Raw genomic sequence first — 15,520 nt, 5'->3', positions numbered from 1 at the left:
CAATTTAGATCTCAAACAGTTTCTTAAGAAATGTAAAAGATTGGAACGATGGGTTGAAAATGGGTCGGTACTTGCTCATGAATTGGGAAAATGCAGGCCAAAACCAAAAAAAGAAAAGGTGTGGGGTCACCTTTTCTTTGCTAATATCTTTATTAATTTGAGGGGGAAATGAAAGCGAAGCCAGTAGCAACATGAAATCTTGTATGGATATTATGGGTTCTGGCATCTCTTTACTGTCTCTAATGTAACAAATAAATGTAACGAAATTATGCGCAAAATGTGAAGATTTTGTGAACTTTTTCTAAATGCCGCCATATCAGGGATTGCGGGCCAAAAAAGTTTGAAATAAGCTTGATTTTTTGAAAAAGACGTTAAATAAGTCCCTCTCTGGCCAATTACTTGAACTTTGAGACCGAAATCCGGATACTTTAGCTGGGACCTGATCAGGCGGGGCCAATTATTCTTGAGATTAAAAAAGATAAGACACGGGGATGTCTTATCTCGATACCTATATTCTAGGGGAAGAATATGAATACAAAAGTAATAAATTAAATTAAAGGGGGATTTAATTTATTGCGGCATGAGTAAATTTCTTTTCCCATGCAACAGGTTATACTATATCCTGAAGATGTTACCAAATGATGAATAAATTGTGAAGATTTTGTGAACTTTTGGATAGTTTTACGAAAACTGTCCGATTACTTTTGAATTCAGACTAATTTATCAGATAAAAAATAGATGGGATGCGATTGAAATGAGCTTTGCCGCACGACGATTATTAAAGCAGTTTCGGCGAGAGGATTATCGAAAAAGCGTTAACCATAGCTTTCTTCACCCTAATCAAAAAGTCAACATTTTTAAAGATACTGACCAGTACAACCAAATTTATCAGACAAATTCCGGCCAAGTCGTCACGATTGATCCGGTAAAATCACCTACCAGTCAAATTCTGTACTTTCATGGTGGGGCGTTCACCGTCCCAATGAACCAGGATCAGTTAACTATGATTACGACGATTGCGACGGCTGCCAATAGTCGCATTCAGGTGGCCGATTTCCCTCTGCTGCCAAATCATCGTGGCGCCGAATTGCTTGAATTCGCCAAACAGGCGCTGGCTTATACGGTGAAGCAGGCACTGCCAACGTTTGTGGTGGCCGATTCTGCCGGGGCCGCGTTGGGCCTTCAGGCGGTTATTCAAGAATCAGCCGGAGTTGTCGGCACCGTCTTGATTTCGCCTTGGCTTGACATGCAGTTGACCGATCCGCAGTTGACGGCCTTGGAATCTGCCGATGTGATGCTGGACCTTAACGTGCTCAAACAAATTGGCGGCCAGTTTGCCGCCGGGTTAAAACCATGGGATTGGGCGGACGTTTTTGACCCAGCCCATCTTAATGTTGGACCGCTCAAAATCTTCTATGGCGAAAATGAATTCCTGACGCCAATTAACGAACAATTTATTACGGCCGCAAAAAAAGCCGTGAACGCCACCGTTGAAGTTACCCGCTTCAAAGATGGGTTTCACGACTATCCGCTGTGGGCTAAATTGCCCGAGACTAAAAAGACGGTGAGTCAGATTGCCGAATTCATCACAAGTCAACGTGATGCTTGAGCCTCGGAAAGGCGTGGGTGTCTGACCATTTCATCATCCCGCCTTGGAAGACGAGGGCAAACACGGTTCCAAAGCCAATCGCGTAGAGTTTTCCGGTGAAAAAGTAGGCGGCTGTCGAAATGATAACTGGCGGGATGTAGCTCAGCCACTGGGAAATAATCGCGCTGCCCGATATGTATTTAAACCGGATGATGTAAGCCATGTCGTCATTGGGATGCATGATCAAGTTGGCCCGTGAGTACATGGAAACGGCCATTGCGACACAGAATAACCCGATCATATCCAGAATCAGCCGCAGCCAAAAATTGTAGGTTGGCACGCCCAGTGAGTCGAAAATCCACTCGGAAAATTGGACCAGATAACTAAATGGGATGGTGAATAATAGGTTGGAAAAGAATCGCCGCCGATCAAATGACCCAATCATCAACTGGTTGGCAATGGTGACGATGACCCCATAAATGAATAGCGTATTACCAAGGGGAATGCTGGTCCATTTGGAGAGATTCACCGCCGACGCTGTCCAAACGGCGCTTCCCAGGTTGGTTGAAATTGCCAGCGCATTCCCGGCCGAATTAATAATGATGGATAGGCACAGGTACTTAAACCGCTGATTAAAGTCTTGTATTTTAGCCATTTTTACGTTATTTCTCCTCAGATATTCAATGAAATTCATTGTATAATAATTAATTCGTTTTGAAAATAGGGACGCCTAATTGATTCATTTATACAGTTAATCATGTTAACATTATTGAAGAAGGTGATCTTGTGGACAAATCATATTCGGAAGTTGAAGCTGAAAAGGTTTTTGAGAAGAATCGTTTCTGGTTTGGTCGCTTTCGGACGACTCGCTCTTTCAAGAAACTGACGAAGCCAGAAAAAGTTGCTGCCCAGTACGTCACCCAGGCATTTGTTGGCTTGGCGTATCGATATGAGATGCGCAGGCCCCGCAGGTACACCGCGGCGATGGTTGAGGATGTGTTGCTCAATCAGTTTCCCAAGCGAATTGCCGCTACCAACGTGTTTTTCACATCGATCATTCCGGTGATGCGCCGCTACATCGTTTTTCTTGGCGTTCAGCATAAAGTTGGTAACGTGAAGACTCTTTTGCGGGCGCTGGATAATGTAAGCACGAAGCGGCTGTTGGTTGCTCATCAAGACCACGCGAATTGGGACCCGCATAAAGCCAAGGCCATGACGATCTTAATGGGAACCAACCAAGCCGACGTCGACCCGCGGAAGGTGTCCGAATTCGAACAGGATTATAATATGGGCGTTCCGCTCAGATTCTGCTTTGACCTGGGTGTTTACCGTCAGCCGAAGAACATCATTTTACTGACGGAAAGCCTGCGGAAGAAGTTTGAGCAGATTTTATACGAAAAGAATAATTAACCTCACTGATTAAGGATGTGCTGAATGCATGGGACTGGATCCGATAAAGATGCCCTTTCACTGAAACAAGTTCAATTGTTTCAGTGAAAGGGCATTTGTAGTAACTGAAATTGATTAATTCAGTTCTTGGACTTGAGTAACGTCACTGAGATTGACGGCAAGTACGCCCTTTGCGGGTTGGTCTATGTAGGCCCGACCGTCCTTGACAGCAGCCACCGTCCCGGTTACGTGGCTGGTGGTCGTTTGAAGCATTACAAATTGATGGTTCTTGTAAGCATTGATCAGTTCATTTGAAAAGTTTTTTGACGCAGTTGTCATGATGATTCACCTCTATGTCATAACTTTTAGTATAGTTCACTGACTATCCCTGTGTAAATAACATTTCAGTAAAATTGCCTTCCAGGAAATTTTACTATCACATTTGGCAAATTAGCGCTAAAGTAGACTTATATAGATGAGTGAGGTGAAATGGACAATGGAGATGACTGAACGCCAATTAATCCAGGAAATTTTAAACACTGTCGATGTGATTTATAAATTTGTGAATACCGACGATGATAAGAAGGATTATGAAATTGCGATTAACCGTCAGGATGGCGATAATCGACCACTCGAGGACGTTAACAAAGAAATTAAGCATTACTTCACCGACGCTGAATTTAGTTATGACGAGCAACTTAATACAGCCGATGGTGACGATATTCACGTAGAAGTTAAACGCTGATTGGTCTAGGTTGATGATCCTTTACAATCATTAATTCATAGGCAATTTGAACTAGGAAGCACACTATGGTATAGTTCATAATGTGCTTTTTTGTTAGGAGAATGAGATTGTCAAACAATTAATTCGCGGCGATTTATGATACGCTTTTTGCAGATAATGTAATCGGTTGCGATGATCGGAGGGACTCAAATGTTAACTGACAGACCAAAGTACGTACTTTCCATTGACCAAGGGACCACGAGTACCCGGGCCATGATTTTTGACCATAATGGTCGAAAAGTGATTGAAGCTTTTAAACCCATTAAGCAAATTATTCCCCATAACGGGTGGGTTGAAACTGACCCCAACGAAATTTGGACATCAGTGCTCAACGTGATTTCATCGGCATTTATTGATGCTGGCATTCATCCGGAAGACCTTTCTGGAATTGGCATCGTGAATCAACGGGAAACCACGTTAATTTGGGATAAAGAAACCGGCGAGCCAATTTATAACGCCATTGGCTGGCAATCCAAACAAACCGCGCCGCTTGCCCGGAAATTAAAAAATGACGGGTATGCCAATCTGATTCATAAGAAGACCGGCCTCATCATTGATTCCTACTTCTCAGCAACCAAGGTCCGATGGATTTTAGACCACGTTGACGGCGCTCAGGAACGCGCTGAGAAGGGCGAATTACTATTTGGAACCGTTGACACCTGGCTGGTCTGGAAGCTGTCAGGCGGCGAATATCACGTGACTGACTACAGTAATGCCAGCCGGACGATGCTCTTTAACATTCATGCGCTTCGCTGGGACGACGACATTTTACATCTCATGAACATTCCCCGGGCTATTCTGCCGGAAGTTAAAACGTCCAGTGAATTTTACGGAACCACCAAGAACTATCAATTTTACGGAATTGAAGTGCCGATTGCCGGAATTGCCGGGGACCAGTCGGCGGCTCTGATTGGCCAACTGGCGTTTGACCCCGGGATGATTAAAAATACTTATGGCGATGGGGCCTTCATCATGATGAATACCGGGGACAAGCCGGAATTATCCGATGATAACCTTTTAACCACCATTGCCTACAACATTGGCGGGAAAGTAACCTATGCGCTCGAAGGGTCAATCTTCTCTGCCGGAACGGCCATGAGTTGGCTGGCCGACAGTATGAAATTAATTGATAACGTTCCGGAATCCCGGCAAGCTGCGATGAATTCCAACGACGACGATGAAGTCTATGTGGTGCCCGCCTTTAACGGCTTGGGAGCGCCATACTGGGAACAGGATGTCCGCGGCGCCGTCTTTGGCCTGACTCGCGGAACGACCAAGGAAGACTTCGTCAAGGCAGCGCTGCAGTCAATCGCGTACGGGACCAAGGATATTATTCAGACGATGGAAGAAGATACCCATATGCACATCCCGGCGTTGAAGGCCGATGGGGGTGCCTCCCGAAACAGTTATCTAATGCAGTTTCAGGCCGACATCCTCAATATTCCAATTGAACGGGCAGCTGATGAGAATACAACGGCGTTTGGGGCCGCAATTCTTGCCGGCTTAGCGGTTGGCTACTGGAAGGACATTGATGAAGTGAAGTCCCTGGCTGAACCAGGCCGTCAATTTGAACCGAAGATGGAAGCTGGCCGCCGTGATCATCTGTATCGCGGTTGGAAGGCGGCCATTGAAGCAACCCGGTCGTATAAATTGACCAAATTGTAAAATGATTTCAATCCGGTTTTTATAAACCAGACGACAAAAGAAGCACTATCAAGCATCTCAGCGGATGCCTTGATAGTGCTTCTTTTTGGTGCGGTCACGATTGGGTTGCCGGACACTAGTTTTGTGAGTCGTCACCGTCATCCTTGAGGTAGTGCGCGTTGACTAAGAGTTCTTTTGAACGCTGGTCAGCGGGCACGTATCCCAATTTGAACAGGTGCTTAAAGTACATCATGTTATAGATAAACAGCCACAGGAACCCCAGCGCATACTCTGCCAGCGTCCAGGTAACGTTGAACGGTTGTTGATAGTACATTGATAAGCCCATTCCGGCAATGACCTCGACTCCCAGCATACAGAAGAAGTTATACCAGTCAGACCGGAAAACGGGCACTAGGAATTGGAAGAAGAGGGCGGTAAAGGACAAGCCAACCTTGGCAATTCGAATCTGACCGGTTTTCTTGTTAACGACCGTCGCAAAATTCGGTGGGATTGGAATGAGGTTGCGGGGATCATTGTTGTCATTATTGTTGTTATTATTATCGTCGTTATTACCATTCCCGAATGGGTTTTGCATAATAGTCTCCCTTCTTAATGGTGGTTCAATCGACTACTTCTTATTGAATTTAACAACGCATTCACAGCGGGAGGTTTGCGGCATTAAGTCCACAGATTGAATGTAGTCAACATTGTACTTACGAGTTAATTTTACTAAATCTCGGGCCAATGTCGAAGGATTACACGAAATATACACGAATTTTTTCGGGGCAACATTAAGAATTGTGTCCAGTAAGCTGTCAGCCAAACCGGTTCTTGGCGGGTCGACGATCAGGGCCGTGGGATTCCAGCCGGCGTCAATCCACTCTGGAATTAATTTTTCAGCTTCCCCGGTCTCATAAATTGCGTTCATAATCCCATTCTTCATCGCATTACTGTTGGCGTCGTCAACCGCGTCCTTGATGGTATCCATGCCGCGGACTTCGCGGACTTGGTTTGCCACCGAGAGGCCGATTGTCCCGACACCGGAATAGGCATCGATCAGTTTTTCCTTGCCGGTCAGTTCCAAGGCTTTGAAGGCTTCTTTATAGAGGACTTCGGTCATTTGGGGGTTGACCTGCAGGAAGGCTCTTGCGGATAAATCAAATTTGAGGCCGTTGAGGACTTCCGTAATTTTGTCTTTACCTGCCAAATGCAGGGTCTCATCGCCCCATACCATCGGTGTTTTACCAGGATTGACGTTCTGCATGACCGAAACGACTTCTGGCAATTCGGCGGCAATTCGTTCCAGCAGCTGATGCTTTTTCAGTAATTTTTTACTTTGAGTGATGAAGGTCACTTGAACCTCATCAGTTGCCGTTGCCGCTCTGACGACCACCGTCTTGATAATACCGGCATTCTTCTCTTCGTCGTATGCCGGAATCTTCAGATCATCGATCATGGCAACGACGGCCCGCATGACCTTTATTGTGAGGGGGTACTGTAGGGCAGCCGTCTTTAAATCAACCACGGTGTGACTGCGGTGTTTGTAAAGCCCGGCGATGATTTTATCGCCGTCATTTCTGATTTGGAAGGTGGCCTTGTTACGGTAATGAACCGGGTCGTCCATGCCAATTGTTGGAAGCAATTTGTATTTTCGATAGCCGGCTGGCTGGTATTTTTCCAACGAGTCGGAAATCACATCGCGTTTGAATTCAAGCTGTTTGGCATAGGCCAAGTTTTCCAGTTCGAACCCCCCAACATCGTTGGCATAATCGTCAACCGGATCAATGCGGTCCGCACTTTTGGTCAAAATTTCAACCAGTTCTGCCCGGATAAAATTGCTCATGTCTTCGACAACGTTGACGATGACCCGTTCGGTTGGCAAGGCCCCAGGGACGAAAACTAATTTTCGTTCGTAGTAGCCGATACCCTCGCCGTTAATGCCGAGACGTTTAATTGTTAATTTTAATTGTTCACCCTGTTCAACGTGAACTTCTGGTTTATTTTTATACATGAAACCGTCCTTATCGCTATAGTTACTATGTATCATAGCACAGACTGGGGGCGTTTCGCATCTGGATATGTGTGGAAGCGGTTGGTGGCAGAAAAAATCCCTAATGAAATCTATTAGGGAATTTAGTATCGGCTATTTGATTGTGACTAATTGTTGAGAGGATGCAAGGTATTTTGAAACTGGGTTCGCCTGGGAGTGTTACTCAATGCGCCGAGATTGCTTCGACGCCCGCGCTGAAAGCTAACCGGTTTGCTCCGCTTAGTGTTGTAGGACGGCTCCGACGCCCGCACTGAAAGCGCTGGCTAGCCCCTTTAGGGGCGACGACCCTGGTCCCGTCGCTCACTCTTACCTAGGACCGCTCCGACGCCCGCGCTGAAAGCGTTGGCTAGTCCCTTTAGGGGCTCAAACCAGCTTTCTCCGTTTAGTGTTGTAGGACCGCTCCGACGACCCTGGTCCCTATATATAAAGGCAAAATTGCCATCAAAGGACAAACCCCGTCCTTCAATGACAATTTTGCCTTTATAACCGGGACCAAAGCGGGTCTCGTCGCTCACTTTTACTAGGACAGCTCCTCAAACCAGCTTTCTCCGTTCAACCAAATAACGGCAGTGACACGCAAACACCACGTATCACTGCCGTTATTCCGTTGATACTCAAAAGCTAACCGGTTTGCTCCGCTCACTTTTTCTTTACCACGTCGCCGTATCCGGATCCTGGGCCAATCCAGCCTTTCCATGGAAGCCGTCAATCGTCTTCATATCTGCGTTTGACAGGTTGAAGTCGAATATATCGGCATTTTCCTTAATGTACTTTTCGTGGACCGACTTTGGTAATGGGAGAAAGCCGTGCTGCAATGACCAGCGAAGCACTACCTGGGCTGGTTTCTTACCGTACTTTCTGCCAATATCTGCCAGCTCTGGGATTTCGAAAATTTTACCGGTTCCCAGTGGACTGTACGCTTCCGTTAAAATATCATGGTTGTTGTTATACTCAACGACCGCGGGCTGCATATCCGACGGGTTAATGAACATTTGGTTGACCATTGGCGTAATCTTGGCCGTTTCCAGCAGGGCATCGATGTGCTTTGGCCGGAAGTTTGAAACGCCAATTGCCTTGGCCTTACCCTGCTCATAGAATTCTTCCATCGCTTTCCACGAACCGGCATTGGTTTCCTGCCAGTTGTCCCGGAAGTCGATCGGGTTTGCCCAGTGAATCAGGTAGAGATTGACGTAATCCAACCCTAATTTTTCCAGGGACCTGCCAAATGCCTGCTTAGTGGCTTCGTAGCCGTGATCAGCGTTCCATAATTTAGTGGTAACAAACAGATCTTCTCGCGGCACGCCACTATCCTTGATGGCTTTACCAACACTTTCCTCGTTGCCGTATGCAGCAGCGGTATCAATGTGGCGGTAGCCAACGTTTAAGGCAGTGAGAACCGCGTGATAGGCCTCATCGCCGTCGGCAGACTGCCAAGTGCCGAACCCCACTTGGGGAATCTTTGTCCCGTTTGAAAGGGTGTACGTATCAGTTAATGACATGTGAAAACCTCCTATACATATAGTAGCTTACACTGTTAATCCTACTGGAAATTGGGAGTGGCGACAAGCGAGGCTGTCTTTATTTTTAAAGCGTCAGCATGAAAAAGCGGTCCATCGCCGAATGCTCACCATTATTAAGCGGGTGTCCCAGGTCAGTAAATCCATAGGACTGGTAAAGGTGAATGGCGGTGGTTAATTGGTGCTGGGTTTCCAAATAGAGTTGGTGATATCCCGCTTCCTTGGCAAAGGCAACGGCGGCGTCTAGCAATCGATAACTCAAATGATGCTCCCGGGCCGCTTCGGTCAGGTAAAGCTTTTGCAGTTCAGCGACACCGTTTGGCGCGTCATACTCAGCAATGCCGTTGCCGCCCAGAACGTCACCGTGATCATTGACAGCAATAAAATATTGGCGTTTTGGCGACTGATTGTAAAAGGTGCTGAGATGGTCGAGCTCCTGATCAAAGTAGGCCGTTCCTGGAATATCAAGCCCGTATGATTTGAGAGATTGGCGGATAATTTGGGCGATTGCAGCATCGTCTGCTGGTTTGATTGGCCGAATTGTAGGCATTAAAAGGCCTTCTTTCTGAAATGAATTGAGATTGATAATACCACATTTGCGCGGTGACTGGAAGCTTTCCGGCGGTGATGAATGCGCTTTATCGTGCTATAATCGAACTAATCAAAATTCAGCAGTAAATCTTGCGAAGGGTGGCATGATGATGACTAAAAAAGTGGCAATTGTGACCGGCGCATCGTCGGGGATTGGTAAGCAGATCGCCAAGAATTTGAACCGGAACGGCATGGAAGTGTATGCCGTTGCCAGAAAAGTGTACCAAATGAACGACTTGGATGATTTGGGGATTCACACGCGGCATCTGGACGTGAGCGACTATGACGAAATTGATCGGGTAGTTGACGAGATTGCCCAGGAGACCGGCCGCATTGACGTGCTCGTCAACAATGCCGGTTTAGGCGTTTTTGGTCCGGCTGAAGAAGTGAATCTGGCCGCTGGAGAATATGAGTTTAAGGTCAACGTGTTCGGCCTCATGAAGATGATCCAGGCCGTTCTGCCGTACATGCGCCAGCAGCACTCTGGGCGGATCATCAACATGTCCTCAATTGACGGGAAGATTTACAACTTGTTAGGCAGCTGGTACGTTGGCGCCAAGTATGCCGTTGAAGGGATAAGTAACGCCCTGCGGTTGGAGTTGAAACCATTTGGCATTGATGTGATCGTCATTGAACCCGGCGCCATCCGGTCCGCTTGGAAGGACACCGCGACCGGTCAAATGGTTGCGCAGGCCGCCAACGGCCCATACGCTAAATTAGCGCGCAAGTCAGCTGATTTCTTTACGTTATCCTATAAATTCGCGTCCGAACCCCGGGTCGTTGCCCGAATGGTTGACCGGGCCGCTTTTTCCAGACGGCCGAAGACCAGATACGTTGGCGGGGCCGGAGCCAAACCAATTTTAGCACTGCACGCAGTATTGCCGGATAAGTGCTTCGACGCCTTTTTGGATTCCCTAAATGTTCTGGCACAACGGGTATTAAATCGCCAGACGGCCTTTAATCGATAAATCACCGGTAAATATAGCTAATTTGTTTGCAAAAGCACAAACTTTATGTAAAAATTGTGGTGTTAGATGAAGTAAAGAAAAAATTGAAACTCTTCTGAGGGGAAGATTTCGGGGATTTGGCAAATTCAAGCCTTGCTAGAGCCCCTTTTTTCTTTGTTCAATTGACTATGTAACCGATATCTCGTATTCTAAAGCTAAGCACAACACTAGGGGTACCGCCAGTGAGCGGTTGAGATGAATCTGTTCGATTTGGTCCCTTGGAACCTGTAAGACAATACTTGCGTAGGGAAAGTGAGAATCCGAGAGGAATGGCCGGCCGCATTTGGGTGGCGGCCATTCAAATAGGTGGTGAAAAGGGGTTCATTGCGTGAATCCCCGTCACCAATTCAACAATCCTTACATTAATGGTAAGCGGACTGCAGGCATTCATCATGTCGTGGCCCGCTTTTATTTTGGAGGAAAGATAGATGAAAATTGATTTATTAGATACATTACGGGAAAAGAATCCGATTGCCTTTAACATTTCCAACTTTGTGACCGTTCAAGACGTTGCCAACGGGATCAATGCGTTGGGGGCCTCACCGATCATGTCTGAGGAGAAAAACGAAGCCGAAGCAATGGTTCAAATGGCAAATTCAGTAACGGTTAATTTGGGAGCCTTCACGGAAGCTCAGCTCAATCAAATTGATACGGTTACGACCTTTGCGAATCAGTATGACAAGCCGATTGTGATTGATCCGGTTGCTGTCGGCGCTGTTTCGTACCGGTTGGAACGCTGTAATGAACTGTTGGCCCAAAAGAAAGTCGCTGTAATTCGTGGGAATGCCGGTGAAATTGCGGCTTTAGCCGGGGTTGAATGGAACGCTAAGGGTATTGATGCCGGTGAAGGGGCTGGTGATCTGGTTGATATTGCCAAAAAGCTCGCCAAGAAGTATCAATGCACGGTCGTTGAAAGTGGCAAGACCGACATTATCACCAACGGAGACGCTGTGGTCAAGGTATTTAACGAGTCTGATTTATTCAAACTGCACGTCGGTTCCGGTGACATGCTATCAAGTACCATCGGATGCTTTGTCGGGGTTGAACCCGATTACTTCGAGGCCGCCCAAACGGCAACCGTCATTTTTGACGTTGCTGGCGAGGTGGTCGCCAAATCGATGGCGAAACCGCTGGCTGGTTCTTTTGGCCCCCAATTGATTGACGAACTGCACCTGATCGACACCAAGACGGTGGAAAAGTACGCGAACTTTGAATAGGCTGATTCTATAAAGTAAGGAGAAATTAAAATGGTAAACGAAACGGTTCAAGCATTAACGATTGCCGGTACGGATAGTGGCGGCGGTGCCGGGGTTATGGCCGATATTAAAACGATGCAGATGCGTCATGTTTTTTCAGCCGCCGTTGTGGTGGCGGTCACGGCGCAAAATACCATTGGGGTTCAGGACTTCATGGCGATGCCCAAGAAGATGATTGACGAGCAGTTTGCGTCAGTTGCCGATGATTTGAAGATTCGCGCCTGCAAGACGGGGATGCTTGCCGATGTGCCAACCGTTGAGGCGGTCGTTGAAAATTTGAAGAAGTACGATCTCGGGCCGTTGACGGTTGATCCGGTCATGATCGCCAAGGGCGGCGCGCGCTTGCTGTCCGAAGACGCCATTGCGACGGTTCGTGAGCAGCTGCTGCCGTTAGCCGACATTTTGACTCCCAATCTTCCCGAAGCCGAAGAACTGGCCGGCATGACCATCAATGGTCGTGATGACATGATTACGGCGGCTAAGAAGCTTCAGGCAATGGGCGTTAAGAACGTTCTGATCAAGGGCGGCCACCAAGTAGAATCAAAGGAATCCAGCGACTTCATCTTGCTGAAAAACGGCGATTCCTTCTGGGTCAGCTCACCACGAGTTGATACCAAACGAACGCATGGGACCGGCGACACGCTGTCATCGTGCATTACTGCTGAGTTGGCTAAGGGCCGCGACGTTGAAACGGCCATTCGCATTGGTAAAAAATACGTATCAGCAACCATTGCCGATGGCATTCAGGTTGGCCACGGTCACGGGCCGCTCAACCACTGGGCAACGTTTGATGAGGAGGGTGACAAGTAATGGGGATGGCATTTAGAGAGCGACTCCTGCGGGCATACTTCATTGCCGGCACCCAGGACGTTAAAAATCCCAGGTTAACCCTTCAGCAAATTTTGCAGCGGGCACTGGCTGCTGGGATCACGGCCTTCCAATATCGTGAAAAGGGCCCCGGTTCCTTAACCGGCAAGGCCAGAGTTGAGATGGCCCTTCAGTTACGGGAAATGTGTGCCAGCCATGCCGTGCCGTTCATTGTCGATGACGACGTTGATTTGGCAAAGACAACCGATGCCGATGGGATTCACGTTGGCCAAAAGGACGAACGGGTGACCCAAGTCATTGACGAGGTGGGCGACACGATGTTTGTTGGCCTGTCCTGTGACACCGAAGATCAGGTGCGCGCAGCAAATCAAACTTCCGGCCTTAGCTACATTGGCAGCGGTCCGGTGTACCCAACCGGCTCAAAAGCCGACGCGGATCCGGTAATTGGCGTTGATGGCCTAGCCAAGCTGGTTGCTGTCAGCCAGCTGCCAGTGGTTGCCATTGGCGGAATTACCGAAGAAAATGTGGGTGAATTGCCAAAGGCCAAGGTTGCCGGGGCGGCCGTGATTTCGATGATTGCCCAGAGCCGTGACATCAACCGCACGGTGGCTAAGATGCTGACGACATTTTAGAATTAAATGGCTTTACTAATGACGGCCGCGTACCGTATGATGGATGTAATAAATCCTGATGATCGGTAGTGAAGATGATGACGACGCGTCCAGATTCAAGCCTTTCCGCAAAGTTTCGCAAGATTCAAGAGCAAATTGATAACAGCAAGCCCGGCAAAATTATCGCCAATACGCAGTTAAACGGTAATCAGCACCGGTTTCGCATTCAATCCCAGGGCAAGTCGATTGATTTTAGCGGCCCGGAATGGATCGCCGACAGTTTTCGCCAGGCCAGTGAAAATGGCAAGCAGCTGGAGGATATTTATCCGGCCCACAAGCAATTTTTCGCCCGAATTGCCCGGCTTCACTGGACGTGGATTGATCAGATGCCACTGGATTCGGCGCGAATTGATGAATTATTGAAATTGAATGACCACGACTTAAATCAGGTGTTTGTCGCGACGTTGATCAATGATTCTCACCGGCTGTTAAATGAAAATCTGGATGACCTGGCAGATTCACTGGATCCGGGTCACGCCCGCCAAATCAAGATTATTAAGCGCCTGATCTATCAGGCCCATGATAACTACATCGTTTTGTTTAACGTGTTATTTTCGATTCTTGAAATGGTGACCGTTCAAAAGTACGGCAAATCACGAACCGCAACGTGGAATTACAATCCATCGCTTAACGAGATTAAACGGATTAACGAACAGATGAAAACCGATACGCATAAGCAATTCGGCCGCTTACTGGAACTAAATGAGCTGGATGTGCTATCCGGATTGTATAAGTTTTTTGACTTTAACTCCTATAATCTCAACACGATGCCGTATTCTCGGCATACCGTTGAACACGGGAAGTTTGATCCGAATAACTATACGTTTACCGAATTTATGCAGTTGGTTCTGCTGAGTCGCAATATTGCGTATTCGCTGAAATCTGAAAAGTAAAATATGAGTTGTTGGATAGCCTTCAAAATGGGGGCTATTTTTTTAGCCTTAGAACATGTCAACTATTTTCATCGATGGATTGATCACGACAGCCTAATTTGAAAACGGCCGATAAAGATCAGACCTTTATTGATTTTTAAAATGGTCAAATCTGAGGGGATTCCCACCACGGCGGGCTTATGGTACCATTTTTGGTGCGCTGCTTAGCGTAATAAGGAGTTAAGGGAGAATCAGAAATGAAACGTTTTGCAATGATTAGTGGGTTAGTGTTGGTAGCGAGCTTGGGGATGGCGTCATCCGCCCAGGCGCGGTCGACTAAACAGGCGAAGGCTTCGCTGTATCATTTTACTGAGGCCGCGCACTACATTACCGGAAAAGCCACGCCGGGGGCGACCGTCAAGGTGTCACGCCAAAAGTTTGTTTATGCCGTGGGAAAAGCCCGCCATAACGGTCGTCTAAGGCTTAAGTTACGTGATCAGCTGTCCGCCAAGTGGCACTATACGGTGACGGTAACGAAAAGGGGGCTGCGGCCGCAAAAATTTGTGCTGGGGGCCACGATTGGCAGTCTTCCACCGATAAAGGCCCAGGAACCGACACCGAAACCGGCAGATACGCCGAATCCCCAAATCGACCAGCTGAATAATCAAATTCGGGATCTGCAAAATCAGATTGCCAGCACCAAGGGGACCCAGCCTGCGACGCCCCAAGCACCGGCTGGCCAGTATTCCCAAGCAACGATGGACCAGTGGTTTGGTTATCAACGGCAGATGGATGACATTGAGAACCAGATGAACCAAATTGGCGAGCAGCAAGAAGCCCTTGAAAACGACACCCGGCTTAGTGACGATCTGGATTTCTTAAGTGACCATACCGAATCCGAACTAAGGGCGAACATTAAGAAGTATAGCGATGAACTTGATTCATTGGAGGCCCGCAAGGACGCGGATGGGTACGATCAGGGTCACAATTACAATACATTAAGTCAGATCAAGTTTGCTCAGGAAGATCTGAATGCGGCGCGCAATGACCTCAGTCGATTCCACCAAATAACCCGTGACTACGATAAAATTAAAAGTGAAATGGCGGCACGAAAGGCCCAATTCCAGGATTTCGATAATCGTTTGGCAACTCTTGCCGCCCAAAAGGACGCCCTAAGTAAATCCCAGACGCAGTTATTAGCTAAATAGCCAGCCTAAAAACGAGTTTGTCATATTCATTGGCTGGCCCCGAAATGTTGAAAGATTAGTCTCAAATTACAATCGTTTTCGCAATAATGTTACACTATAGTTACTTGCTCGTTAC

At 47.4% G+C, this 15,520-nt stretch carries 16 protein-coding genes and 1 riboswitch; of the genes, 10 read left to right on the top strand and 6 right to left on the bottom strand.

Going from position 1 to position 15,520, the window contains the following annotated elements:
• Nucleotides 1–754: 754 nt before the first annotated feature.
• Nucleotides 755–1,609 (top strand): alpha/beta hydrolase, encoded by an 855-nt coding sequence (locus FD47_RS10010; protein WP_054735474.1) that lies wholly within the window; start codon nucleotides 755–757, stop codon nucleotides 1,607–1,609.
• On the opposite strand, the gene FD47_RS10005 is transcribed toward FD47_RS10010, so the two are convergent.
• Entirely contained in the window at nucleotides 1,587–2,243 is a 657-nt protein-coding gene (locus FD47_RS10005) for a YczE/YyaS/YitT family protein (protein ID WP_040537570.1), read from the bottom strand. The two genes, FD47_RS10010 and FD47_RS10005, sit on opposite strands and share 23 nt — an antisense overlap.
• 131 nt (nucleotides 2,244–2,374) lie before the next feature.
• Between FD47_RS10005 and FD47_RS10000 the strand changes: the two genes are divergently transcribed.
• Nucleotides 2,375–2,998 carry a hypothetical protein gene (locus FD47_RS10000; RefSeq protein ID WP_008211212.1) on the top strand — a complete coding sequence of 208 codons (624 nt, stop codon included), beginning with the start codon at nucleotides 2,375–2,377 and terminating at the stop codon, nucleotides 2,996–2,998.
• Nucleotides 2,999–3,112: 114 nt separating this feature from the next.
• Here FD47_RS10000 and FD47_RS09995 read toward each other — a convergent pair whose 3' ends face one another.
• Nucleotides 3,113–3,316 (bottom strand): hypothetical protein, encoded by a 204-nt coding sequence (locus FD47_RS09995; RefSeq protein WP_054735472.1) that lies wholly within the window; start codon nucleotides 3,314–3,316, stop codon nucleotides 3,113–3,115.
• A gap of 163 nt (nucleotides 3,317–3,479) precedes the next feature.
• Between FD47_RS09995 and FD47_RS09990 the strand changes: the two genes are divergently transcribed.
• Together FD47_RS09990 and glpK are read left to right on the top strand one after the other, a co-directional pair.
• Nucleotides 3,480–3,722 (top strand): hypothetical protein, encoded by a 243-nt coding sequence (locus FD47_RS09990; protein WP_040537574.1) that lies wholly within the window; start codon nucleotides 3,480–3,482, stop codon nucleotides 3,720–3,722.
• Nucleotides 3,723–3,911: 189 nt separating this feature from the next.
• Entirely contained in the window at nucleotides 3,912–5,426 is a 1,515-nt protein-coding gene (glpK, locus tag FD47_RS09985; RefSeq protein ID WP_054735470.1) for a glycerol kinase GlpK, read from the top strand.
• Nucleotides 5,427–5,541: 115 nt separating this feature from the next.
• Here the strand turns inward: glpK and FD47_RS09980 are convergent, their stop codons facing one another.
• The 4 genes from FD47_RS09980 to FD47_RS09960 all read right to left on the bottom strand — a co-directional run bounded on the left by FD47_RS09980 (nucleotide 5,542) and on the right by FD47_RS09960 (nucleotide 9,522).
• Nucleotides 5,542–6,000: a hypothetical protein gene (locus FD47_RS09980; RefSeq protein ID WP_054735468.1), complete on the bottom strand. Its 459-nt coding sequence runs from the start codon at nucleotides 5,998–6,000 to the stop codon at nucleotides 5,542–5,544.
• A 33-nt stretch (nucleotides 6,001–6,033) separates the two neighbouring features.
• Nucleotides 6,034–7,452 carry a 23S rRNA (uracil(1939)-C(5))-methyltransferase RlmD gene (gene rlmD / locus FD47_RS09975; RefSeq protein WP_054735465.1) on the bottom strand — a complete coding sequence of 473 codons (1,419 nt, stop codon included), beginning with the start codon at nucleotides 7,450–7,452 and terminating at the stop codon, nucleotides 6,034–6,036.
• Between the two features lie 653 nt (nucleotides 7,453–8,105).
• Nucleotides 8,106–8,954, bottom strand: a complete 849-nt coding sequence (locus FD47_RS09965; RefSeq protein WP_056980611.1) for an aldo/keto reductase — start codon at nucleotides 8,952–8,954, stop codon at nucleotides 8,106–8,108.
• 85 nt (nucleotides 8,955–9,039) lie between these two features.
• Nucleotides 9,040–9,522: a GNAT family N-acetyltransferase gene (locus tag FD47_RS09960; protein ID WP_056980610.1), complete on the bottom strand. Its 483-nt coding sequence runs from the start codon at nucleotides 9,520–9,522 to the stop codon at nucleotides 9,040–9,042.
• A 151-nt stretch (nucleotides 9,523–9,673) separates the two neighbouring features.
• Here FD47_RS09960 and FD47_RS09955 point away from each other — a divergent pair, with 151 nt between their 5' ends.
• From FD47_RS09955 to FD47_RS09930, 6 genes are all read left to right on the top strand, one after another.
• Nucleotides 9,674–10,531 (top strand): oxidoreductase, encoded by an 858-nt coding sequence (locus FD47_RS09955; RefSeq protein ID WP_056980614.1) that lies wholly within the window; start codon nucleotides 9,674–9,676, stop codon nucleotides 10,529–10,531.
• A 198-nt stretch (nucleotides 10,532–10,729) separates the two neighbouring features.
• Nucleotides 10,730–10,838, top strand: a riboswitch (TPP riboswitch).
• A 160-nt stretch (nucleotides 10,839–10,998) separates the two neighbouring features.
• Nucleotides 10,999–11,787 (top strand): hydroxyethylthiazole kinase, encoded by a 789-nt coding sequence (thiM, locus tag FD47_RS09950; protein ID WP_008212560.1) that lies wholly within the window; start codon nucleotides 10,999–11,001, stop codon nucleotides 11,785–11,787.
• A gap of 30 nt (nucleotides 11,788–11,817) precedes the next feature.
• The gene (thiD, locus tag FD47_RS09945; RefSeq protein WP_054735459.1) at nucleotides 11,818–12,636 is read left to right on the top strand and encodes a bifunctional hydroxymethylpyrimidine kinase/phosphomethylpyrimidine kinase; all 819 of its coding nucleotides are present in this window, start codon (nucleotides 11,818–11,820) and stop codon (nucleotides 12,634–12,636) included.
• A complete protein-coding gene (gene thiE, locus FD47_RS09940) occupies nucleotides 12,636–13,286 on the top strand; it encodes a thiamine phosphate synthase (protein WP_054735456.1) in 651 nt (216 codons plus the stop codon). Before thiD ends, thiE begins: the two co-directional genes overlap by 1 nt.
• 77 nt (nucleotides 13,287–13,363) lie before the next feature.
• Nucleotides 13,364–14,218, top strand: coding sequence for a hypothetical protein (locus tag FD47_RS09935; protein ID WP_054735454.1), 855 nt, complete (start codon nucleotides 13,364–13,366; stop codon nucleotides 14,216–14,218).
• Nucleotides 14,219–14,454: 236 nt separating this feature from the next.
• Nucleotides 14,455–15,405, top strand: a complete 951-nt coding sequence (locus FD47_RS09930; RefSeq protein WP_056980609.1) for a hypothetical protein — start codon at nucleotides 14,455–14,457, stop codon at nucleotides 15,403–15,405.
• Nucleotides 15,406–15,520 lie beyond the last annotated feature (115 nt).

This window comes from Lentilactobacillus parafarraginis DSM 18390 = JCM 14109 (genome assembly GCF_001435895.1).
Lineage (GTDB): Bacteria > Bacillota > Bacilli > Lactobacillales > Lactobacillaceae > Lentilactobacillus > Lentilactobacillus parafarraginis.
Note: the sequence above shows the minus strand (reverse complement) of the source record. Positions and strands in the feature narration are given on the sequence as shown.

Bases quoted from the DNA above. Each gene is read 5' to 3' on its own strand.
- FD47_RS10010 (WP_054735474.1), top strand. From the start codon at position 755: ATGAGCTTTGCCGCACGACGATTATTAAAGCAGTTTCGGCGAGAGGAT.
- FD47_RS10005 (WP_040537570.1), bottom strand. From the start codon at position 2,243: ATGGCTAAAATACAAGACTTTAATCAGCGGTTTAAGTACCTGTGCCTA.
- FD47_RS09995 (WP_054735472.1), bottom strand. From the start codon at position 3,316: ATGACAACTGCGTCAAAAAACTTTTCAAATGAACTGATCAATGCTTAC.
- FD47_RS09990 (WP_040537574.1), top strand. From the start codon at position 3,480: ATGACTGAACGCCAATTAATCCAGGAAATTTTAAACACTGTCGATGTG.
- glpK (WP_054735470.1), top strand. From the start codon at position 3,912: ATGTTAACTGACAGACCAAAGTACGTACTTTCCATTGACCAAGGGACC.
- FD47_RS09980 (WP_054735468.1), bottom strand. From the start codon at position 6,000: ATGCAAAACCCATTCGGGAATGGTAATAACGACGATAATAATAACAAC.
- rlmD (WP_054735465.1), bottom strand. From the start codon at position 7,452: ATGATACATAGTAACTATAGCGATAAGGACGGTTTCATGTATAAAAAT.
- FD47_RS09965 (WP_056980611.1), bottom strand. From the start codon at position 8,954: ATGTCATTAACTGATACGTACACCCTTTCAAACGGGACAAAGATTCCC.
- FD47_RS09960 (WP_056980610.1), bottom strand. From the start codon at position 9,522: ATGCCTACAATTCGGCCAATCAAACCAGCAGACGATGCTGCAATCGCC.
- FD47_RS09955 (WP_056980614.1), top strand. From the start codon at position 9,674: ATGACTAAAAAAGTGGCAATTGTGACCGGCGCATCGTCGGGGATTGGT.
- thiM (WP_008212560.1), top strand. From the start codon at position 10,999: ATGAAAATTGATTTATTAGATACATTACGGGAAAAGAATCCGATTGCC.
- thiD (WP_054735459.1), top strand. From the start codon at position 11,818: ATGGTAAACGAAACGGTTCAAGCATTAACGATTGCCGGTACGGATAGT.
- thiE (WP_054735456.1), top strand. From the start codon at position 12,636: ATGGGGATGGCATTTAGAGAGCGACTCCTGCGGGCATACTTCATTGCC.
- FD47_RS09935 (WP_054735454.1), top strand. From the start codon at position 13,364: ATGACGACGCGTCCAGATTCAAGCCTTTCCGCAAAGTTTCGCAAGATT.
- FD47_RS09930 (WP_056980609.1), top strand. From the start codon at position 14,455: ATGAAACGTTTTGCAATGATTAGTGGGTTAGTGTTGGTAGCGAGCTTG.